This window comes from Ruegeria sp. I1 (assembly GCF_056532675.1).
Genome location: NZ_JBQFNM010000007.1, coordinates 34,985 through 55,650 on the forward strand (window position 1 = coordinate 34,985; position 20,666 = coordinate 55,650).

The 20,666-nt window shown below is 55.4% G+C and carries 18 protein-coding genes; 10 read left to right on the top strand and 8 right to left on the bottom strand.

Going from position 1 to position 20,666, the window contains the following annotated elements; all coding sequences use genetic code 11:
* Positions 1 to 575 precede the first annotated feature (575 nt).
* The gene (locus ACR0DH_RS13920; RefSeq protein WP_480550185.1) at positions 576 to 1,586 is read left to right on the top strand and encodes a hypothetical protein; all 1,011 of its coding nucleotides are present in this window, start codon (positions 576 to 578) and stop codon (positions 1,584 to 1,586) included.
* Here the strand turns inward: ACR0DH_RS13920 and ACR0DH_RS13925 are convergent.
* Positions 1,537 to 3,114: a winged helix-turn-helix domain-containing tetratricopeptide repeat protein gene (locus ACR0DH_RS13925; protein ID WP_480550183.1), complete on the bottom strand. Its 1,578-nt coding sequence runs from the start codon at positions 3,112 to 3,114 to the stop codon at positions 1,537 to 1,539. The genes ACR0DH_RS13920 and ACR0DH_RS13925 overlap by 50 nt on opposite strands.
* A 149-nt stretch (positions 3,115 to 3,263) precedes the next feature.
* Between ACR0DH_RS13925 and ACR0DH_RS13930 the strand changes: the two genes are divergently transcribed.
* The 5 genes from ACR0DH_RS13930 (at position 3,264) to ACR0DH_RS13950 (ending at position 7,968) form a co-directional block, all read left to right on the top strand.
* Complete coding sequence (locus ACR0DH_RS13930; protein ID WP_480550181.1) at positions 3,264 to 4,196, top strand: homocysteine S-methyltransferase family protein; 933 nt, start codon at positions 3,264 to 3,266, stop codon at positions 4,194 to 4,196.
* 115 nt (positions 4,197 to 4,311) lie between these two features.
* A complete protein-coding gene (locus ACR0DH_RS13935) occupies positions 4,312 to 4,986 on the top strand; it encodes a hypothetical protein (RefSeq protein ID WP_480550179.1) in 675 nt (224 codons plus the stop codon).
* 81 nt (positions 4,987 to 5,067) lie between these two features.
* Positions 5,068 to 5,679: a GNAT family N-acetyltransferase gene (locus ACR0DH_RS13940; protein ID WP_480550177.1), complete on the top strand. Its 612-nt coding sequence runs from the start codon at positions 5,068 to 5,070 to the stop codon at positions 5,677 to 5,679.
* A gap of 28 nt (positions 5,680 to 5,707) precedes the next feature.
* Positions 5,708 to 7,174, top strand: coding sequence for a cytochrome-c peroxidase (locus ACR0DH_RS13945; protein ID WP_480550175.1), 1,467 nt, complete (start codon positions 5,708 to 5,710; stop codon positions 7,172 to 7,174).
* Positions 7,175 to 7,572: 398 nt separating this feature from the next.
* Positions 7,573 to 7,968, top strand: a complete 396-nt coding sequence (locus ACR0DH_RS13950; RefSeq protein WP_480550173.1) for a DUF1348 family protein — start codon at positions 7,573 to 7,575, stop codon at positions 7,966 to 7,968.
* Between the two features lie 88 nt (positions 7,969 to 8,056).
* Here the strand turns inward: ACR0DH_RS13950 and ACR0DH_RS13955 are convergent, their stop codons facing one another.
* Complete coding sequence (locus tag ACR0DH_RS13955) at positions 8,057 to 8,974, bottom strand: LysR family transcriptional regulator (RefSeq protein ID WP_480544862.1); 918 nt, start codon at positions 8,972 to 8,974, stop codon at positions 8,057 to 8,059.
* A gap of 51 nt (positions 8,975 to 9,025) precedes the next feature.
* Here ACR0DH_RS13955 and ACR0DH_RS13960 point away from each other — a divergent pair, with 51 nt between their 5' ends.
* Together ACR0DH_RS13960 and ACR0DH_RS13965 are read left to right on the top strand one after the other, a co-directional pair.
* Positions 9,026 to 9,940 carry an NAD(P)-dependent oxidoreductase gene (locus ACR0DH_RS13960; RefSeq protein ID WP_480550171.1) on the top strand — a complete coding sequence of 305 codons (915 nt, stop codon included), beginning with the start codon at positions 9,026 to 9,028 and terminating at the stop codon, positions 9,938 to 9,940.
* Positions 9,941 to 10,153: 213 nt separating this feature from the next.
* On the top strand, positions 10,154 to 11,065 hold the full coding sequence (locus tag ACR0DH_RS13965; protein WP_480544860.1) for a homocysteine S-methyltransferase family protein: 912 nt from the start codon (positions 10,154 to 10,156) through the stop codon (positions 11,063 to 11,065).
* Between the two features lie 239 nt (positions 11,066 to 11,304).
* Here ACR0DH_RS13965 and ACR0DH_RS13970 read toward each other — a convergent pair whose 3' ends face one another.
* From ACR0DH_RS13970 to cuyA, 5 genes are all read right to left on the bottom strand, one after another.
* Positions 11,305 to 12,027, bottom strand: a complete 723-nt coding sequence (locus ACR0DH_RS13970; protein WP_480550169.1) for an alpha/beta fold hydrolase — start codon at positions 12,025 to 12,027, stop codon at positions 11,305 to 11,307.
* The gene (locus ACR0DH_RS13975; RefSeq protein ID WP_480550167.1) at positions 12,024 to 13,568 is read right to left on the bottom strand and encodes an ABC transporter permease subunit; all 1,545 of its coding nucleotides are present in this window, start codon (positions 13,566 to 13,568) and stop codon (positions 12,024 to 12,026) included. Before ACR0DH_RS13975 ends, ACR0DH_RS13970 begins: the two co-directional genes overlap by 4 nt.
* On the bottom strand, positions 13,565 to 14,620 hold the full coding sequence (locus ACR0DH_RS13980; RefSeq protein WP_480550165.1) for a quaternary amine ABC transporter ATP-binding protein: 1,056 nt from the start codon (positions 14,618 to 14,620) through the stop codon (positions 13,565 to 13,567). Before ACR0DH_RS13980 ends, ACR0DH_RS13975 begins: the two co-directional genes overlap by 4 nt.
* Before the next feature lie 69 nt (positions 14,621 to 14,689).
* A complete protein-coding gene (locus ACR0DH_RS13985; RefSeq protein ID WP_480550163.1) occupies positions 14,690 to 15,649 on the bottom strand; it encodes an ABC transporter substrate-binding protein in 960 nt (319 codons plus the stop codon).
* 32 nt (positions 15,650 to 15,681) lie between these two features.
* Positions 15,682 to 16,695 (bottom strand): D-cysteate sulfo-lyase, encoded by a 1,014-nt coding sequence (cuyA, locus tag ACR0DH_RS13990; RefSeq protein ID WP_480550263.1) that lies wholly within the window; start codon positions 16,693 to 16,695, stop codon positions 15,682 to 15,684.
* Between the two features lie 194 nt (positions 16,696 to 16,889).
* Here cuyA and ACR0DH_RS13995 point away from each other — a divergent pair, with 194 nt between their 5' ends.
* Positions 16,890 to 17,792 carry a LysR family transcriptional regulator gene (locus ACR0DH_RS13995; protein ID WP_480550161.1) on the top strand — a complete coding sequence of 301 codons (903 nt, stop codon included), beginning with the start codon at positions 16,890 to 16,892 and terminating at the stop codon, positions 17,790 to 17,792.
* A gap of 244 nt (positions 17,793 to 18,036) precedes the next feature.
* Here the strand turns inward: ACR0DH_RS13995 and ACR0DH_RS14000 are convergent, their stop codons facing one another.
* Complete coding sequence (locus ACR0DH_RS14000) at positions 18,037 to 19,926, bottom strand: SLC13 family permease (RefSeq protein ID WP_480550159.1); 1,890 nt, start codon at positions 19,924 to 19,926, stop codon at positions 18,037 to 18,039.
* Between the two features lie 480 nt (positions 19,927 to 20,406).
* On the opposite strand from ACR0DH_RS14000, the gene ACR0DH_RS14005 reads away from it, so the two are divergent.
* Entirely contained in the window at positions 20,407 to 20,664 is a 258-nt protein-coding gene (locus tag ACR0DH_RS14005) for a DUF3489 domain-containing protein (protein WP_480884731.1), read from the top strand.
* The last annotated feature ends 2 nt before the right edge of the window (positions 20,665 to 20,666 follow it).

Below are 20,666 nucleotides of genomic sequence, written 5' to 3' on the forward strand. Positions count from 1 at the left end.
ACACGTCTGCTTCTGACCAGTGCGAAATTACTTTCAAAAATGTCTTGCTATGCGGGAGCTATCCACACATGCCGTTCGCCGCGGGCGCAAAATCGATCCGATTGTGAACTCACAGTCTGCGGGACTTTTCCGACATTGGATTTTCGCGCTTCGCTAATGCAGCATCAGTTTGCGGTCGCAGCGCGAGTGTTGTTGCAGAGCGGCGTGGGTCGCCAATCCGGTCATTCGCGTGTGTAGATTTTGCCCGAACCGATACCGTTCTTTCGCCGCAGCTTGATCCGACAACTCAGACGCGGACGAAGCCGCCTTACGCACCTGCGGCTATTGCTGGTGCAGCATTTGTTCGTATGTGCAGCGCGCTGAGCGCTGCTGATCCGCGATCGCATCCAAACCGGTCATTTGAAGGGTAAGATCTGACCGAAGTCGATACAGTTCTTTGGTTTCGGCTTGATCAGACCGGGAAGATGGTGAGCGACGCCCACAAACGCAGACGCCTGAAATTGAACACCACGACTACAGACATGACGCTAAGCTTTCCGGTGTTTTGGTGTAGGTTCGCAGTGTATCAGGAGAGAATGAGCAAACTACCGATCTTTCTGCCAATCGTTTTGGGCGCGGTTGTTATCAACACAATGCCCATGTGGCTGGCGGTGCTGGCGAGCGGTCCAAACCACTCGCAGACCCTGGCAGGCGGCCTTGCTAGCTGCGTGCTCCTTGCCGCTGCAGTAGCATGCGCTTTCCGGCTGCCGTATCCAATACCCGTCATGGCGCGCATTATTGTACCGCTCGCTTTTGCAGTTTTGGCAGCAGATGTGGATAAGCATCCGGTTGTCTTGGTGGTGACCTGTCTTGTTCTGGGCCTATCTTTGGGCGTGTTGACGCGATACGCACTTGTGCGCATGCCTGTAGGTAAAGTCTTGCAAGTATTGAGCACGGCATTCGCTATCGGGCTTTGCGTGTCCCTAATTGTCTATCTGGCGTTGCCGGTCATTCAGTTATCCCCGCTCTGGGTGCTCTGGACGTTGTCGCTGACTCTCTTTTCGGTTCGGCTCGACCGTCGGGAAGCAAACACCCTTTCGGGTTCTAAGCTATCGGGGTTTTCATTTGGGTATTTGCCTTTCTTTGCGCTGATGGGCGCGTATTGGAGTTTTATCGAGATTTATGCGACGTCGCTGGGGGACGATGGCAGCGTGGTCAATTGGCTTCTCGGCAGCTTGCTTGCGAGTGCTGTGGCATCTGCCTTGGCGTCCAGGGTTTCCAATCCGCTAATGCAACCCATCTGTCGATTTGCCTTGATCGCCGCCGCGCTTACCGGTGCCGCCAGCTATTGGGTGGTCACACCGATTTTGCTAGGGATGAGCATCGTTGCGAACGGGTTTTTCCTGTTTCTGTTCTTCCCGCTCTATCTCTCCTCACAAGAAGACCGCGCATCACAAGCGATGGCGCTCTATCTTCTTGGATTTGCATTCGGAGGGCTCTTGGGTGCTGCCCTAGTCGCGATCGGTGGCTACACGGCACTTGCTTTGGCAATCTTGCTTAGCCCACTTGCGGTTTGGATAGGTCGACCATTTCGGGTGGCAGGTTGACGACCAGCCCTGCTTTCTTCCAGCCGTCAAAAGCTTTGCGAACAAGCGGGCCCGCAAAGTAGTTGAACACCATCTCTTTGGGGATGTCCGCCTCGAAACTCGGAAGAATATCGAGAAGCGCATGTTTTGCCTTTTCTGCCGCGTCGAAGTTCCCCAACTCCGCATGAAACCAAACCTGATGTGCATGATACCACGGGAAGCCCGGCATCGGCACTTTCTCGATCTCCAGAAGTGCTGCTTGCCAGAAATCACCAAGGGCAAATCGCCAAGCGTGGGCGTAGTGATACCAGCCCGGGTGAATGGGACTAAGTTCAATAGCCTGATCGAGCAGCGGGATTGCGCGATCAAAATCGCCAAGAAACGCATGACAATGGCCGATCTCTGCGAGGATATCCGCATGGCCGGGATTGAGTTGCAATGCGATCTTGGATGTTTCCCTAAACCCGGACAGATCACCGGTATGGAACTGGCACAGTGCCAGCGCCATTCTGGCAAATCCGTTTTTTGGGTCACTTTCTGTGCCGCGTTGTGCGGCTTCAAGACCGAGTTGCGGTGCGTTCACGTTAGAGCGTTCGTTGACGTGATAGCGCCCCTCCTCCAGCAGAAGAAGGGCGAGCGCCGCCCATCCATCCGACGCCCGTGGATCGGCTTCAAGCAACACCGGCAAGCGCTCTCGCAATTCGAGGTGAATGGCGGGGTCATAGCTCCTGTAGAATTCGTAGAAGCGCGCGACCGCCGCATAGACATCCCAAGTTTGAGGCTGACCTGCCAATGCGCGGTGTTGGAAGCGCGTGGCCACTCCTTCGTGTGGCGTAGCAAGGCGACCGGCGATCAAAAGACCAACCTCGTCCTGTATATCAAAGATGTCGCTTGGGTCGGCTGCGCGGTCAAACTGCTCCATCAGCACAATCTCACCTGTTGCCACATCGGTGACCCGTACGGCGACACGCAGTCGCGCCGGCGACCGCCGCACACTTCCTTCAACAACAAAATCTACGCCGAAGCTTTGCGCAATGGCATTGTGATCCATTTTATGCGCCTGAACATGCATTGCTGTCAGATGCGACAGGACACTCAGACTGCGAAAACGGGTGAGGTTTGATGTTACCTCTTCGCTGAACCCGTCAGCTATGTGTTGATCGGCGCGTTCTGGGTTGAGACTGCGGAACGGAAGGATCAGAATGGTCGGCTGTTGTTTCTGATGGCCCGGCTGGGCATTTGTGCTTTCCGCCGTGGCAGCAAGCCGAAAGCCGACGCCATGCACGGTCTCTATGATACTCTGGCTAGTGCCTGTGTCCCCGACCGCGCGCCGGGCTTCTTTGATGGCTGTGGACAGCGTGGCATCGGTGATTATGCGGCCGTCCCAGACATTTGCAATCAGATCGTCCTTGCTGACGACCTGGCCATCGGCATCGACTAAAGCGCGCAGAATTCCCGCAGTCTGACGAGTCAGTTTCCGCAGGTCCGAGCCCAGCGAGACAGTCATCCGGTCAAAGTCGATCCGGGCATCTGAAACTACGATTTCCATACATCGATAGCTATCCGATCTTTGCTTACCCGAAAAGCTCTGCAAAATCTCAGGGTTTTCTCAGGTCAATCTCAAGCGATGCCCTCTTGGGTCCCTTAGGTCTCCGGTCAACGAACATGACCTGACGCGCCTAACCGAAAGGACACCAGATGAAATACCGCAACGCACTGCCGCAACTGGCCGGAAAACAGATGATCACGGATGGAGGTCTTGAAACCACGCTGATCTTCGATGAGGGCATCGACCTCCCGCTATTTGCGGCCTTCAAGGCGCTGGAGACAGACGCCGGAATGTTGGCCATGGAGGCATACATGGATCGTTTTGCCCGGATCGCTCTGGATGCAAAACGCGGCTTTATCATGGATACGCCGACATGGCGGGCAAGCGCCCGATGGGCCTCTGAAATGAGCATGTCGCATCACGATCTTGAGGCCGTTCATCGCGAGGCGGTGGCCACATTGACAGCGTTGCGGGCACGTTTTGAAACGGACCAGAGCCCTTTTGTCATCAACGGGGTGATCGGACCGCAGGATGATGGCTATGCTCCGACCCGGGTGCTGAGCGCCGAACAGGCTGAAATCTATCACCAAGCACAGGTCGGCTGGTTTGATCGGTTTGGCGCCGACATGGTGTCAGCCATCACCATGACTTATGCCGACGAAGCGATCGGGATCGCAAGTGCGGCCAAGTCGCTGAACATGCCGGTCTCCATCGCTTTTACGGTTGAAACTGACGGGCGTTTGCCATCTGGCCAATCACTTTCAGACGCGATCCGTGAGGTCGATGAGGCAACTGACGGATATCCCGCTTACTACATGATCAACTGCGCGCACCCCGATCATTTTGCCCATGTGCTGAACGGAAATTGGACAAAGCGAATCATGGGGTTACGCGCGAATGCCTCCCGGATGAGCCACGCCGAACTTGATGCAGCAGAGGCCTTGGACGACGGCGATCCGCAGGAGTTGGGTCAGCTTTATGCCGGTCTTTCAGTCCTTTTGCCAAACCTCACCGTGATGGGCGGATGCTGCGGAACGGACCATCGCCACGTGGCTGCGATCTGTGAGGCAACGACCTCCTGAACCCCAATTCCCGGACGCTACAGCGTTCCAAAACCAACAGCTGCGCGAGGGCACATCCCCCGCGTGATCTGTGAATACGACCTAAATCATAACTCAACTCCCGAAAGGAAAACACATGTTCAAATCAACTCTCTCCGCACTGGCCCTTCTGGCCTCAACTGGTTTCGCAATGGCCGATGGCGCGCCCATGTCCTTTGACGTTGCCGAAGATCTGACGCGCTTTGTTTTCGCAGCCGAGCCTGTCTTTGACGACGGCATGCCAGCGTATGGCAACTCTTTTGTCACCCAGGGCTACATCTACGAAGATGGCACGTTGGATGGTGGGGCCGAAGGCACACTTGCCGACGGCAGCCCGGCCTTTCCTGAAAAAGTCATTGGGCGCTGGACCTGTGATGGCTTCTTTGTCGGTGACGGCGCGCGCACGCTGACCGGTGCATGGGTCATCTCCCGTCAGGTATTCGAGTTCGACAGCGGAGAAGTGCTGATCAACCAGGGCGCAGAGATTGCCGATGTCGACCTGGCAGCGCCGCGTGCCATCACCGGCGGCACAGGGGCCTACGCGCATGTCGGTAGCGAGATGACGCAGACACTTCTGGGTATGACCGATGGCTACGGGGTGCGCCTGTCCATTGATATTCCAGCCAGAGACCAAGCGTCAGCCACGCCGCAACCCCAGCCCGAAAGCCGGGACAATGCCTATTCCGGGCGCATCGACGAAGGTGACCATACCGAATGGGATTCCGGGGTTCCGGTTGGACCTATCGACGCCAGCGTAGCGCCTACGTCCTAAGGCCTGTGCAAATCATCCCTGACCGGCACGCAGACGGTCAGGGACCTTTCCAATTGCTTTCAGGTGAAAAGGATCAATTCAATGAAAGACTTGCTCGAACATACTACGCGACTGGCGCAGCCCGATGATGCGGAAGACCTGGCCCGCCTTATCGACATCGCAGGAGAAGGCATTCCGTCATGGCTTTGGGCCAAAAACGCCGATGTTGGTCAGTCACCGCTCGATATCGGGATCAGCCGTGCCCGGCGCGAGACTGGCGGTTTTTCCTACAAGAATGCCTTGATTGCAGAGCGCTCAGGCGATGTGCTCGGGATGGTGCTGAGCTATCCGATAGATGTCGCAGCCGAAGACGATTCTGACGACCTGCCACCACCTATCGCGCCCTTCGTCGTGCTTGAGGCCCAATCCGTTGGCACCTGGTATGTAAACGCACTCGCCGTCCGCGCCGGTTCTCAAGGCGGTGGGATTGGCAGCGCCTTGCTGGAAGCTGCCGAAGAACACGCTGCCGAAGCGGGATACACCAAGCTGAGCATTCAGGTTTATGCCCAGAACACTGGTGCGGTCAGGTTGTATCACCGGCTTGGTTTCAAAACAGTCAGCCGTTCCCCCGTGCTCATGCATCCATGCCAGCCCTATTATACCGGCGATGTGTTGCTACTGCTCAAAACGATAGACGCCAGCGTTCTGGCCTAAGTCCTTACTTTATCGAAGGATACTATCTATGTTCTCCATGCGCTTTCTGATTTCATCTTCACTTTTTGCCCTAGGTTCGATCACGGGCGTCGTAGCAAAAAGTGACAACATCCCGGATCTTCCCGCTCCGCTGACAGACGACAGCTTTCTCCATAACGGCGCGCCAGATGACGCCATCTTCGATCTTGGCCGCAATCTCTTTTTCGACCCGATCCTCTCTGGCAATCAAAATATTTCCTGCGGCACCTGCCATGATCCTGCACTGGGGTCCGGCGACGGCCTCGCGCTTGGCATCGGCGAAGGTGGCATCGGCGCTGGCTCGGAACGGGAAACGCTCGATGCGGTGACGGGGCGCGTGCCACGCAATGCACAACCGCTTTGGAACATTGGTGCCCGGGAATACGTGTCGCTGTTCCACGATGGGCGCGTCGAGTGGCTGGACGACATGACCCGCATCCGCAATCCGGCAGACGCTGACCTTCCCAAAGATGTCACAAGTGTTCTGCAAGCCCAGGCCTTCTTTCCCGTGACGTCCCCTATCGAAATGGCCGGACAATATGGCGAGAACGCTGTCGCAAATGCTGCGTTCGTTGAAGACCGGCCAGAAGTCTGGGATCTTCTTGCCGCGCGTGTGGCCACCGTGCCGGACTACATGCGCATGCTCCGCACCGCTTATCCGGAAATTGGAGGGACTGAGGATGTGAAGTATCGCCATCTCGCCCAAGCGCTCGCGATGTTTCAGACGGTCGCTTTCCGGTCGGATGCGAGCCTTTTCGACGATGTCCTGCGCAGCGGAGATCTGTCGCTCCTTTCAAGCGAAGCGCAGAACGGGCTGTCCCTGTTTTATGGCAAAGCCAATTGCGCATCCTGTCATAGCGGCCCACTTCTTACTGACCACGCGTACCATGCAATCGCTGTCCCACAAATCGGCCCGGGAAAGGGACATGGGCGAGATTTCAGCTATATCGCCGCAACTGGTCTTTCCGGTCGTACCGAGGATGAGGGGCGTTATCGCGTCACTCGAGACGCCGATGATCTCTTCGCATTCCGGACACCGTCGCTTCGAAATGTCGAGCTTACCGGGCCGTGGGGTCACAGTGGTGCGTTCACCGATCTAGAGGACATGCTCCGCCATCACCTCGATCCACTGGCAAGTCTGGAGAAGTTCGATGTTGAAGGTACATATTTACCCCAGCTTGACCACGTTCAACGCCTCGCGGGCCGGGGGTCAGAATTTGGCTTTGCACCGCTCGATGAGGACAACCGCGAAGCATTCGATCTCAGGGACGGTTGGGTGATGGGGACACCCGCTCTCAGGGCCCGCATCGCTAGAGAAAACCAACTTTCGTCGCGGGACCTTACCGATCAGGAAATCCAACAACTGCTTGCGTTCCTTGCAGCCCTGACCGACCCAAGTGCAGAAGACCGTTCCCATCTCATACCGGAACATCTCCCATCAGGATTGCCTCCGCAACCAACCAAGCGTGATCCTTGAGCGCTCAATGCTCGCTGCGGCTTGTTGGTATGACCGCTTTTCCCGCAGCGCTGTCGCAGCAAATTCCGCGCTGCGAGCGCGCGCAGCGAGAAATCGAGACTTCTGCTGTGGGCTCTAGGCAGTCGTTAGGGACATCGCAGCATCTCGCCATAAACCCAATGCCCGCCCTTCCGAAGCGGCCCACAGCCGACATTCGATATCTCTCAGAGTTCACCCATCGGCTTTCCGAGAACTGCCGTTCGTTCAAAACGCAGAAATTTCAACGAGCGGATAGCCGTGAGGCAAACAAACCTGCGAACGTTGAGAAGCGCTGTTAAGCAAACTTGATTGCTTTTAGAGACCCGACCAACGTTTCTGCAACCATGTATTTTCGCGATTTTTAGGACATGTAGATATAGATGACACCTGATGTACAAACCGCCCGCCGCTTAGCTCAAGATCATTGCGCTGCTTGGACCAACCGGGCGCCCGACGATGTCGCCGAAAGATATGCTGAACATACAATCATGATAATGAACGGTGGCGACCCAATGAAGAGCCGGACGGAGATTGGCGACATGGCGGCGGGATTTATGGCTGACTTCCCTGACCTCGTTCTTAACCTCGACACGGTTCTCGTCGCCGATCACCACATGGTCTATGCGTGGACTTTCGAAGGCCATCATAAAGAGACTGGTAACCATGTTCGTTTCTCGGGCTGGGAAGAATGGGACTTAGACGACAACCTGAACGTCACCAAATCGCTCGGTTGGTATGATGGTGTGGATTATGACCGCCAAGTTGCGGGAACATGACCATATCCGGCGCCAATTCGCGCATTGTACGCACAGTCGTATACGGCAAGTCAGATCCAATTTGACTCTGGTCGATGCTCTTTACTGCCTACAGCAAGTGAGAGGGCGTCCATCGGAAAAGACTTTTCTCATATTCGGTAATTGATTTCGAGAGCCACTGTACGAACAGCTTTGCCGCTGGTCGAACCGGGCCCGGCAACGTGACAAGGTAGTAGCCGATCTGCGGTATTGGATCATCGAATAGCGCCACAAGTTGCCCCGACTTCAACTCGTCAGAGATAAAGGCTGGTACCGTCGCTCCGACACCATCTCCGCGGCGGATGCCATCCAGCAACATATTGCCCGGCATCCGCACAACTCTTCGTTCCGCGTCGGTGGGAATCCCCACCTTTTCCAACCACAGGTCAAACTCGACCGAAGCGTGCTCTTGGAGAAGTGTAAAATCGAGCAATTCCACAGGGTGCCTGAACACACGGTTTCCGATCAGTTCGCTTGAGGCGACGACCGTCAGACAGCCTGGCAGCAGCATCTGCGAGACAAGCCCTTGCCATTGACCCGTTCCGTATCGGATGGCCATATCAATTCCGCCCGGCTTGAGGTTGACAGCCTGGATCGTTGAATCGATCCTCAATTCGATATTGGGGAATTCGTCAACAAACGTTGACAGACGCGGCATGAGGAACGCGCTTGAAAACATCGGTGTCGCGCTAACCACTAACGGTCGAACCGATTCTGCCTTCGACACGCTCTCGGTCACTGAGGCCATTTCAGCGAAGGCGTCAAGCAGGCCAGCCGACAAGAATTCGCCTTGCGATGTCAGAGAAATGCCGTGCCGGGTACGAGTGATAAGCCGGGTGCCGAGCTGTTGTTCGAGCCCGCGGATCTGCTGGCTGACTGCGGAATGTGTCACGTTCAGTGCCTTTGCCGCCCGTGTCAGATTTCGAAACTCGGCAGCGGCGGCGAAGGCTCTGAGAGATGTCAAAGAGGGAAGCGTGCGCCAATCCATAAGTTAGATCATCTAACAATATAGAAGAATTTACAACTATGTGATCCCCCAATGCCGGCGCATGTTGGTGCAAGAATTTATTGGCGGATACAGGAGACCAACATCATGAAACTTGCTGTATTGGGACTGGGCAATATGGGCTCAGCGCTGGCGCATTGCCTGCTCAAGGCGGGCCACGAAGTCAGCGTTTGGAACCGCACGTCGGAAAAGGCAGAGGTTTTTGCTGAGGCTGGAGCCACGATCTGCTCTTCACCGAATGATGCCATCGCAGCTGCTGAATTTGTCATCATCTGTATCAAGGGCCACAAGGAAACTGTTGAACTGGTCAACGGGCTGAGTGTTTCGCTAAAGGGTAAGACTATCTGCGACATGAGCACGGGCGATACCTCGGATGCCGATGGACTGGTCGCCATCCTTGAGGGACAGGGGGCCGACTACATGCTGGGCATGATCAATGCCTACCCTTCCGGCATTGGTGGTGACGAAACCACAATCCTCACGGTGGGCAGTGCCGGAACCTGGGACCGTTATGGCAGCATCATCAGAGAATTGGGTGGAAAGTCCGCCCATGTTGGAGAGAAACCAGCGGCACTTGCCGCGCTGTTTGCCGGCCTTTTCACGGTTCGGCAGGGGTTTATGTTCGGAATGATCTACGGTGCACTTGTCTGCCAAAAAGCGGGCATCCCGATACAGGTTTATGCCGACCAACTCCCTACCACGATCAAACTGGTCAATGACTACCATGAGCTCTTTGCCAGCACTGTTCCGTTTGAGGATTACGACAGCGCGGAAGCCTCCCTGAAGGTTTACGCGATGGCGCAAGAGGATGCGTTGAAGACCTATCTCTCACTTAATGCTCCCGCTGATTTCATCCAGTTGATGCATGACCGCACCAAAACGGCTTGGGACGATGGCCACGGCGACAGACAGCTGACCTCACTGGTCCAGCATATGGCGGATGCCTGACGCAAAAAGGCTCCGGTCCAAACCTGCCATTGGCTAAGGCTTGATGACGCTGCAGTGTGGCCCGCCGAAGGAGAATTTCGCTGCGGTTGAGAGATGCCCGGGAAAATGAGGTCATGCTCACGGAATACACTCTGTCGCCGCACTAAGGTTCACAGGAGACCCGAGATAATGTAGGTATCTATGAAGACTTGACGTCAATAGGTGTGGATCAGAATGGCGCGACAGTTCCCGCTCGAAGGTGACAAAACCTTTTTGGTTTATGCCGGCACTGGCACCGACCTGATATTCAATCATGGCGTTGATTTACCCGGTTTCGCATCGTTTCCATTGCTGGAAGAACCTGGCACCAGGGCAATACTGGCCGGTCAAATGGAGGCACTTGTCGATCTCGCCCATGAAATGAGTGTCGGATGCATCCTTGATGCACCCACATGGATGGCGAACGCCGATCGGGCAGCGCCGTTGGGGTACGATACAGACCGGCTCGTTGAGGTGAACAAAGATGCGGTCAGTCTAATGGAGGAGGTGCGCCAGGCTGCCGCTCGCGATGATGTACTGGTGTCGGCCTGTATCGGCCCGCGCTATGACCCTTACGCCGACATCCCTCCGGTGACGGTCGAAGATGCACGCCAATACCACGCCGCTCAAATGCACAGCCTGAAAGACACAAGCGTCGACCTGGTCACCGCTTATACGTTCAACCGTCCAAGTGAGGCTGCGGGATGCATCCTCGCTGCCCGAGACGCAGATCTGCCGATCATCATGTCTCTAGTTGTCGAAACGGACGGGTGTCTGGCGGACGGGACCAAACTTGTGGACGGAATTGATCAGATCGACGATGCAACCGACTCGGCGGCGCTGTTTTTTATGGTCAACTGCGCTCATCCGACCCATTTCGCCGGAGCGCTTGGCAACCACCCCCGACTTAAAGGCATGGTGGCAAACGCTTCGAGTTGCTCGCATGCGGAACTTGACGAAGCAGATGAGCTGGACGAAGGCGATCCAGCTGAACTTGGTAAACAGATTGCCTCGATTGCGAGGCAGAATCCGTCGATCCAAGTATTTGGAGGGTGCTGCGGCACCGACATGCGCCACCTGAAATCGATGGCCAGCGAATTGGCGTAGCCAACTTAGTTCAATCTGAGCGATAGCGCTGATATCTAAGGTGATACCGTGATTTCTTTCCGCCACTTGTTATAAGCGGCCCTTTCCGGACCTTCACCCTATAATCTCAATGCTGCGGCGCGGCCAGTCGAACCTGCTGTTCGCTGCGAGCGCAAAATCAAAGTCTGCCTGAACCCGCGAATTGCGGACAAAGCTGACTTTGGCTGCCGCCCGACAAAAGTCCAAGTTGTTGGCATTGCTCAGCGGTCCAAAAAGTCGGAGACTAAACGTATGAATAAGTCGGGTCTTTCGGCATGTAGAGCATGAGCGCAGCCTGGCACAACTGCTAGTGATGTATTGGGAATTGTTTCCCAAAGTACTTGAATTTGGCTCCACGTATAGGTCCGATCTCGATCGCCCCAAAGCACAAGTGTTTCCTGCCGAATCCGGCTAAGGTTCTGTTCCCCTGACCAAGCTTGCATCGCGTCAAGGCCGGCCTCCAGGGCCGGCAGCTTGGCTTGAGCGGCAATCGCGGCGCAGTGTTCATATCCGGTTGCAGCTTCGCGATCTAAAAACCAAGTTGCTGCGATCCGACGCGCGGTGGCTACCGGGCCGTCTTCTACAGCGCGCTTTTTACTTTGTTCAATGGTTTCGAACCGCCCCGGCAAAACACCAATGGCGCCAGTTGCGTAAAGCACAAAACGGTCAATCCTTTCTTCGTCGAGCAAGGTAATTTCCTGAGTGATCATGCCGCCCATGGAATGACCAAGCAGATGGTATTTCTCCACCCCAAGGCTGCGGAGGTGCCGGACGACCCAATCCGCATAACCGCCAATACTGTCGATTGGCGGCAGATGGGCATTTGCTCCGAACCCGGGCAGGTCGACTGCAATCACATCAACATGCTGCTGCAGTGTATCGCGACACCCATCCCATTGTGCGCTGCCCCCCATGAAACCATGAACAAGGACAAGGGGGGTCACTTTCGCTGACCTTGAACGATCCGATCAAGGATCATCGCGCAAAAGAGAATGGCAAAGCCTGCGAGGATACCCTGGCCTACATTGGCGTATTGCAGCGCCTCGAGAACGTCTTCTCCCAGCCCTTTCGCACCAATAAGCGAGGCCACGACGACCATGGCCAGGGAAAGCATGATTGTCTGGTTGATACCGGCGCGAATGGAGGGGCTGGCAAGCGGCAGATCGACCTTGGTGAGAAGGTACCACTTGTTGGCGCCAAAACTGATCGCGGCTTCACGTACGCTTTCAGGAACACCACGCAGGCCCAAAACGGTAAGGCGTACCACGGGTGTCCCGCCGAAGATCATCGTAACAATGACTGCCGCTGGCTTGCCGACCCCAAAAAAGGCAATCACAGGCACCATGAAGACAAAGGCAGGCATTGTCTGCATGAAATCCATGATCGGTTGGATGACCGCGTAGAACCGCGGTCGACGCGCAGAGAACATGCCCAAAGGAATGCCAATCACGATGGAAAGCAGCGCCGCAGTGCCGAGAAGCGCCAAAGTGGTCATTGCTTTTTCCCAGAAGCCGAGAAGGCCCATATAGGCCAGAAAGGCACCTGACCAAATAGCCATACGCAAGCCAGCCGTGAGCCAGGTTAAAAGAACGATCAGCGCCGCCACCACGATCCAAGGAGTCTGAACCAACGCAACCTCCATGGCATCCAGCAACCAGCGAATGGCCGCAGTGAGCCCATCAAAGAACGCCACGCTGTTGGCGACGCACCAGGCGATAAATGCCTCTACGCTGTCAATACTGGCCAGGCGAATTGAGTTATCTGTCGGGAATTCGCTAAGAAATGAAAAACGGCCAGGGAAGCTGTAGTGGACCATTGCAGTAGCGACCAGCAGGATCATGAAACCCGCGCTGAAAACAATCTGGCTGACCGGCATGCCGGAGCGAATGGTGCGGTCCGATAGCCAGTCGGAAAACCGGGCCTCCAGCGCCCAGTTGGCGGCCACAGCCTGTATGAGCTTGGCCACAAGCAAGATGACAACACCGGTGAGTGCAATCGACGGACCTTGCGCAGCGAGCAACTCTGCCTCGGCGCGGAAGCCTTCAATATTGGCCTCCAGCCCTTCGATCTGGCGCTGGATGGCTGCGGCTCGATCCGAGCCGCTCTCTTGAGCTGCCGCAAGCTGCTGGTAGCGCAAATCGAGGGTACCTTCGATCGAGGTCACACGGGCCAGCGCGTCTGCTCCCAAATCTCCGAATAAGCCCCGCGCGATCTGCACAAATCCGATTGCTTCGACGACAAGAAAGGCCAACGCCCATGACCAAAGTCCGCGCGCGCCGAACCAGATCGGACCGAAGAGCCCGGCCATTGCGTTGAAAGTTGCCGTAAAGCGCGCGGACGCCCCGATCTTGTCGAAGTTGCGGATGTAATAGTCGGGGCTTGTGCGCACAAAAGTGCGGATATTCTCGCGGCGTTCCTCGGCATAGGCCTGCGCGGCTTCGCTTTCTGTGTCTTCAAGGGGGTTCACACCAAGATCTTCGCTCATGACATTTCCGTCCCTTCAATCACGGTGCGCAACAAATCTGCTCGTGTGATGACACCTTTGTCTTCGCCACCTTCGGACACCAGAACCGGCCGTTCGTCGTCGATGGCACGCGTAATTAATGCGGAAAGCGTCTCATTGTGGTCCACCCGGTCGATGTCAGCCGGCAGTGGGCCGTGCGTAGCGAGATAGCTGTCCAAGGGCTGCATCGCCGCATGAGCATGCACCACCTTCAGGCGCGAGATCCCGGCCACGAAATCAGCGACGTAGTCATCAGCGGGATGCATCACAATGTCCTCAGCCGAGCCAATCTGCACCATCTTGCCGTCACGCATGATCGCAATCCGGTCTCCAATGCGGACGGCCTCATCAAGGTCATGGGTGATGAAGATCGTGGTTTTCTTAAGGATTTTGGACAGCCGGATGAACTCATCCTGCAACTGCCGCCGGATGAGGGGATCAAGCGCGGAGAATGGCTCATCCATCAACAGAACATCAGGGTTGGCCGCTAGCGCACGGGCAAGCCCCACACGTTGCTGCATTCCGCCAGAGAGTTCGTGCGCGAATTTCGACCCCCAGGCCCCCAATTCGACAATGTCGAGAATGGCGGCCGCCTGCCGCATACGCTCGTTTTTGGCGACCTGGCGGATTTCCAGCGGCATTGCCACGTTGTCGAGGACCGAACGGTGGGGCATCAGAGCAAAATTCTGGAACACCATGCCGATTTTCCGGTTGCGGAAAGCCTGTAGTTCCTTTGTGCCGAGTGCCATGACGTCAGTGCCCTCGATCTCGATCTTGCCGGCGGTTGGTTCGAGTAACCGATTGAAGTGGCGCACGAGTGTGGATTTGCCGCTCCCTGATAGGCCCATGATACAGAAGATCTCACCGCGTTTGACGCTGAGGCTGACATCGGCCACGCCCACCACCGCGTTGAACTCAGCAAGGACTTCAGCCTTGGTCAGCCCCCGCGCACGAATGGCTTCCAGAGCGGCCTCAGGTTTTGCCCCGAAGATTTTCCAGATGTTGGAAATTTCGATTACAGTCTCGTCGCTCATCCGCCCACCCGTGCGTGCCTTCAAGTGGGGCGGCACCGCTAGGTGCTGCCCTTTGTTTTTTGGTCTGGCTCAAAGACCCAACATCGTGTCTACGCGCTCAGAATTGGCGTTAACCCATTCGGCCGCAACTTCCTCAGCATCGCGCCCTTTGGCACTAATCTCGAAGGCCAGCGAACTCACGTCATCGGCGGTCAGGGAGAAGTTTGCGAAGAATTCCGCAATCGCCGGCGAGCGATCCCCAAGCGAGTTGGACCAGGCGATCTGAACTTCCTTCAGAGCGTCCTTACTGGCTACCATCGACTTGTTGTACCAGTCAGGGTCGTCGGAGGGCTGCACCATCACGTATTTTTCAGGGTCATAAGTCGGTTCGGTCAGCATCACCACGTCAAACATGTACCAGACGGCATGCGGCTCATAGCAGTAGAAGGCATATCCTTCCTTTTTGGCGATACTGTCCTTGATGCGCGCGGTCTTCACAGCTTCTTCGGCGCGAATTGGATCAATGAAGTCCAACAGGCCGTAGTCGCGCACCTTCACCTCGTTCACATTAGCCGAGGCCCAGCCGGGTGCACCGATCCACATCTCACCCTTACCATTGCCATCGCTGTCCATCGCAGCCGCCACATCGGGGCGTCCAAGATCCGCGATGTCGGTGATGTTCATCTCTGCGGCAAAGTCTTTGGAGACGCAGAAACCCTGATTGCCCTGATAGGGGTTCGATGACAACGTCACGGTGCCAGCACCATCAACATATTGCTTGGTGAATGCTTCCTGATTTGGCAGCCATACATCGGGGTGCACATCGATATCGCCCCTACCCTGATCCATCGCTTGAAAGATCGTGGCATTGTTTCCGGGCACATACTCCACCGTGCCGCCAATGCGGGTGGTTACGATCTCACCCAAGACATGGGCAATGGCCTGTGCGCCTGTCCATGTGGGAACGCCGATCTTAACCTCTTCAGCGGCGAGTGGTGCGCCGAGAGCGGAAAGCAAAGCCGCGCTGATCAAGTACTTTTTTAGTTTCATTTGATATCTCCTTGTTGGTTTGTTGTTTATTTTCAGGCCACGTAGCCAGGAAGTTCGAAAGTTTCGGGATAGCCAAACAGGGCTGCGCTTCCGCCGGTATGCAGAAAGACGACATTGTCCATACCAACGAAATAGCCTTTGCGGGTTTGGTCGATGAGGCCATCCAGCCCTTTACCCGAATAAACCGGGTCGAACAAAAGTCCTTCGGTGCGGGCCAACAGCTTGAGCGCGTCAATCATCCCTTTGGTCGGAAGACCATATCCTGCACCGACGTAGTCGCAGTTTGCGCGCACATTTTCTCGCGCAATGGGCGTACCCGTCTCCATATATTCGACAGTGCGCACAGCCAGATCATGGACCATGCCTTCCTGTTTGTCTTGTGGGGCCCGCACGCCGATGCCCAGAAGGTGAATGTCACTTTCTAGGGCGGCAAGACCAGCGACCAATCCGGCTTGCGTGCCTGAGCTGCCGGTCGCATGTACCAACGCATCAATTTTCAACCCGGCATTGGCGGCCTGTTCGCTTAGCTCGCGCGCGCAATTTACGTAGCCCAAAGCCCCGATCGGGTTCGACCCACCGCCCGGGATGATGTAAGGGTTTTTGCCTTCTGTCTTCATCTGCGCAGCGCATGCTTCCATCTCAGCGTTCATGTCCGCACCACTGGGACGCTTAGAGACACTGGCGCCATGCAATCGATCCAACAGGACGTTTCCATTCAGAATATAGTTCGGGTCATTGGAACCCGTGCGATCCTCAAGCAGGATGTGACACGCAAGGCCAAGTTTTGCGGCCGCCGCTGCTGTTTGACGCGCGTGATTGGATTGCGTCGCCCCTTGCGTGATGATGGTATCTGCGCCTTTCTGGACTGCGTCAGCCATCAGAAATTCCAGCTTACGGGTCTTGTTCCCACCCGACGAGAGGCCGGTGCAATCATCTCGTTTGACCCACAGACGCGGACCACCCAAAACCTCGCTCAGGCGATCCATCGGTTCTAAAGGCGTAGGAAGATGACCAAACGATACCCGGGGAAATTTCGCCAGCGTCAGCGATAGCTCCTTGCACAAACTCAAAACCATCTCCGGCGCGACCATCGCGTCACCGCCGGTCATCTGAATTGTCTCAGCCACCACACTCTCCCTGCTTTTGCCTACAGCCAAACACTTTCAAAAGAAAAAGAATAAAAACAGTGCATATTTCGCAGGCTGCCCATACGTTTTCTTTGGGTGCGATGGAGGTGCGCATGAATATGCTTTGGTTTGACGATGTTCTGGCCCTTCTGGAGGAGCGGAATATGACGCGGGCTGCAGCCCGCAGAAACATCACGCAACCCGCGTTCTCAAGGCGTATTCGCAGTTTTGAGGAGTGGCTGGGGATTGAAATTCTCGATCGCAAATCGAACCGGGTCGAGATCAGTCCAGCACTGGCCTCTAACGAGGCCGAAATCCGCTCTTTGATCGCTAGATTAAATGACCTTCGCACAAAAATTGCGCAACATGGCCCAACCGTTTCGATTGTAACGATCGCCGCGACACATGCATCGGTCGTCTCCACCTTCCCTGATATGGCACTGCGTGCACATGCCAAGTTCAAGGGGCTCCGGTTTCGTCTCAGAACGGCCAATCTGAACGATTGTGTCACTCTGTTCCTGCGCGGCGATACCAACATGCTGCTATGCTATGAGGCGCAAACCGTCGCCCCAATGCCGTTCGGCTCGGGCATTTGTCGCGGCACATGGGGGCACGACTACCTCATTCCGGTCATCGGTGGCGGATTGAGGTACGCAGTGCGCGGAAACGGTGACGTGCCTTTGGATACGCCTGCCATCGTCTATCCCGAAAACAGCTATTTCGGCGAAGCACTGAACAAGAGCAAACTCCCGTTCGGAACCGCCGATTTTAGCAAAAACCCCGTTTGCCAGACGGCCTTTTCAAGTGGGGTAAAGGAAATGATCCTGAACGGTCTCGGTGTTGGTTGGCTTCCATTCAGCATGGTGCACAAGGAAATTGAAAGCGGCGAGCTAATCTCCCTACGCAACCAATTGGGTCAGGAAAAGCTTGACGTGGTGGTATATGTCCACCAACAGACCGAGATAGCGAAAACTTTGCTTGATTTCTGGACTAAGAATTTGTTTTCAAAGTCTTGAGCCGATAAAAGTGCCAATCAGCGCCAAAGACCATAGCCATCTGACGGCAACAAGTTTTGATTGCCGAAGGCTGTACAAAATTGCAGCGTTTCTCGCGGCATCCTATCTCCCAGTCGTCCGGATATCTTAGATATTCAATGACCGCTTTGGGCAGAAAGCAGACATGGCGTACCTGCTGAGCATTCGGCTTCAAGGGTCCTGAGAGCGGCTATTAGGGATGCATCTTTGATCACCGAGAAAAGGTTCAGAAGAAAAGCGCAAGTCCAATCATTGAGACAACCAAGAAAAGTAGGGTCATGATTCCGCCCGAGCGAACAAAATCTACCACCCGGTAGCCTGCTGGGCCCATGATCAACGCGTTCACCTGGTGTGTCGGGATCAAAAATGAATTGGACGTTGAAATTGCTACGGTGAGAGCAAACACAGCCGGGTTACCACCCGCCGATATGGCGATGGAAACTGCTAGCGGCACCAGCAGGACAGTAGCGCCGACATTGGACATGACCAGCGTGAAAGCAGTTGCCAGAACGGCTATTCCTGCTTGCAGCGACCATATCGGCCAACCCTTTAGGAGCGCCAACACGTGGGCTGCAATCCAATCCGCAGTACCGGTGTTCTGAACTGCCTGGCCCAACGGGATCAGCGAAGCGAGCAGAAAAACTGTACTCCAACTAATCGACTCGTAGGCTTCGTCTATCGAGAGCACCCGGCTCAACACCATTCCAATAGCGCCAATCAATAGGCATAATGACAAGCGCAGATCGGAAAACAGGATTAAGCTCAACGCTATCAGGAAGAAGGCGAGGGCCCATCCAACCTTGTGTGGCCGTAGCTCGTCCTGGGGAAAGTCCGAAGTTACGACGACAAAATCCCTGTCTGACTTCAGTAGTGTCAGACGGTCCCACTGCACGTGCACCACACACGTATCGCCAGCTTGCAAAGGAACTTGCCCGATATGCGTGGCCGAATGATCTTCGGTTTCTACATGGCTCAGTGTTTCTTCGCCGCGCTGAATGGCCAACAGAGACAAACCATGTGTCTGACGGAGACGCAAATCAATCGGAGTCTGGCCGATCACCGAAGAACTGGGCGGAATAACGACCTCTGCAACCCCCGATTGGGTCGCGGCGAAATCATCTGCAAAGACATCTAGTTGGGGTAGGATCTCTAAACCGTAGGGTTCAGCGAACTGATACTCAACCACACGGCGCAGGCCAAGCACTGCAAGCCGTGCTGGGGCTTCGATCTTGGTATCAGCCATCGGTGCGATGACTTTGTGGCCGCGATAGGATGTGCCAAGAATGTACATGTTATGGGCGACCATTAGATCCGCAAGCGTTTGCCCGATGATTATAGAGCCTTCAGGAACACGTATCTCGAACATATCGGCCCGAAGCCGATAGGTATTTTCGACATATGTTTGCATGGACCGAGCTGAGCTTGCGTCTTCTCCACGCTCCCGCTGCGCTGGGAGGACCCAACGACCAAAGAGCACAAAGTAAAGCACCCCTGTCAGCACCAGCATCACACCGATAGGCGTGACTGAAAACAACCCAAATGTCTCCATTTGTTGGTCAGCTGGAAGGGATGAGTTTGCCGAAACAATCAGGTCATTCAGCAGGATAAGGGGCGACGACCCAACTAATGTGATGGTACCACCCAGTATCGCGCAAAACCCCATGGGCATTAGCAACCTACTCATCGGGATTTCTGTACGTGCAGAGATGCGGCTAACAACAGGCAAAAAAAGCGCTGCAGCTCCGACGTTTTGCATGAAGGAGCTGATGATACCAACCGTTGTTGATATAATTGGGATGATCCGGGCTTCTGTCGTGCCACCATTCTTGAGGATCAAGGCCGCAACCTTTGACATAAGTCCGGTCTTATCAAGCCCCGCCCCTATTATCATAACTGCGATGATGGACATCACAGCGTTCGAGGAAAAACCTTCAAAGAGCCTGGAGACATCGGCAAGATTGCCTAGCCCCGGTAGATAACTCAGTGCGCCAAGCAGCACCATCACAAGAATTGCTGCGACATCGATCCGTATTATCTCGGTCACAAAAAGTAAGACCGTGAAAGACAATAGACTCAGTACGGCTATCATTTCGTACGTCAGTGTTGGCAATTCCATATCGTACTCCCAATCTAACGTTACCTGACTACCAACAAATACGAAGGACCAATTCTGCGCGACAGATATGGCCAAAACCCAAAAAGCCGATGCTCACCGCACGTTCATGGAATGACGAGGCGCTCATGCTTGTCCACCTTGTCGCCCTGGGCGCAATCACTGCCGGAATGGCAAGGGTCTGATGAGCGCAAGCAGCCATTCGGGTGTTGCGCAGCATATGGGATGTGCGGGCTCCGAGCCGCCATGCGGCGTTGCAGAGAATTTCCCTGTTTCAGCTCAAATCGAATGTCGGCTTCCACTGAACTCCCCTGACCAACTCGCGGTTGCAGAGAATGACTGGTTTCCGCCCTTTCTCCCAGAAACAACTGGACTTCCGCGTAACTTGGAGCGGTAGTGTTTGTACCGTCCAGGTCGCCCGGGCTCGCCGGGCTCCACTCAGTACAAGGCGAGGGATTGGCCTTCGTCAGAAGAGTGGAGAGAATGATGACGACCGCAACGAGGAAAGTGCTCAAAGTCGCAGGGACCAAAGCTGGTAATGCAAAGCCCACCCGGCAGGAACAACTGGCCAGGCTGCTGAACCGCAAATCCGGCGCTTCGATCGCACAGATCCAGAAAGCGTTTGGTTGGCAACCACATACGGCGCGGGCCGCGATATCGATGCTTCGCAAAGCCGGGACTGGGGTCGAGCGCTCCGATACGGACAAAGGTGTGGTGTATCGCATCGCCGATAAGGGTTGAGG

Excerpts from the sequence above, each read along its gene's own strand:
- ACR0DH_RS13920 (WP_480550185.1), top strand. The coding sequence starts at position 576 with ATGAGCAAACTACCGATCTTTCTGCCAATCGTTTTGGGCGCGGTTGTT.
- ACR0DH_RS13925 (WP_480550183.1), bottom strand. The coding sequence starts at position 3,114 with ATGGAAATCGTAGTTTCAGATGCCCGGATCGACTTTGACCGGATGACT.
- ACR0DH_RS13930 (WP_480550181.1), top strand. The coding sequence starts at position 3,264 with ATGAAATACCGCAACGCACTGCCGCAACTGGCCGGAAAACAGATGATC.
- ACR0DH_RS13935 (WP_480550179.1), top strand. The coding sequence starts at position 4,312 with ATGTTCAAATCAACTCTCTCCGCACTGGCCCTTCTGGCCTCAACTGGT.
- ACR0DH_RS13940 (WP_480550177.1), top strand. The coding sequence starts at position 5,068 with ATGAAAGACTTGCTCGAACATACTACGCGACTGGCGCAGCCCGATGAT.
- ACR0DH_RS13945 (WP_480550175.1), top strand. The coding sequence starts at position 5,708 with ATGTTCTCCATGCGCTTTCTGATTTCATCTTCACTTTTTGCCCTAGGT.
- ACR0DH_RS13950 (WP_480550173.1), top strand. The coding sequence starts at position 7,573 with ATGACACCTGATGTACAAACCGCCCGCCGCTTAGCTCAAGATCATTGC.
- ACR0DH_RS13955 (WP_480544862.1), bottom strand. The coding sequence starts at position 8,974 with ATGGATTGGCGCACGCTTCCCTCTTTGACATCTCTCAGAGCCTTCGCC.
- ACR0DH_RS13960 (WP_480550171.1), top strand. The coding sequence starts at position 9,026 with ATGCCGGCGCATGTTGGTGCAAGAATTTATTGGCGGATACAGGAGACC.
- ACR0DH_RS13965 (WP_480544860.1), top strand. The coding sequence starts at position 10,154 with ATGGCGCGACAGTTCCCGCTCGAAGGTGACAAAACCTTTTTGGTTTAT.
- ACR0DH_RS13975 (WP_480550167.1), bottom strand. The coding sequence starts at position 13,568 with ATGAGCGAAGATCTTGGTGTGAACCCCCTTGAAGACACAGAAAGCGAA.
- ACR0DH_RS13980 (WP_480550165.1), bottom strand. The coding sequence starts at position 14,620 with ATGAGCGACGAGACTGTAATCGAAATTTCCAACATCTGGAAAATCTTC.
- ACR0DH_RS13985 (WP_480550163.1), bottom strand. The coding sequence starts at position 15,649 with ATGAAACTAAAAAAGTACTTGATCAGCGCGGCTTTGCTTTCCGCTCTC.
- ACR0DH_RS13995 (WP_480550161.1), top strand. The coding sequence starts at position 16,890 with ATGAATATGCTTTGGTTTGACGATGTTCTGGCCCTTCTGGAGGAGCGG.
- ACR0DH_RS14000 (WP_480550159.1), bottom strand. The coding sequence starts at position 19,926 with ATGGAATTGCCAACACTGACGTACGAAATGATAGCCGTACTGAGTCTA.
- ACR0DH_RS14005 (WP_480884731.1), top strand. The coding sequence starts at position 20,407 with ATGATGACGACCGCAACGAGGAAAGTGCTCAAAGTCGCAGGGACCAAA.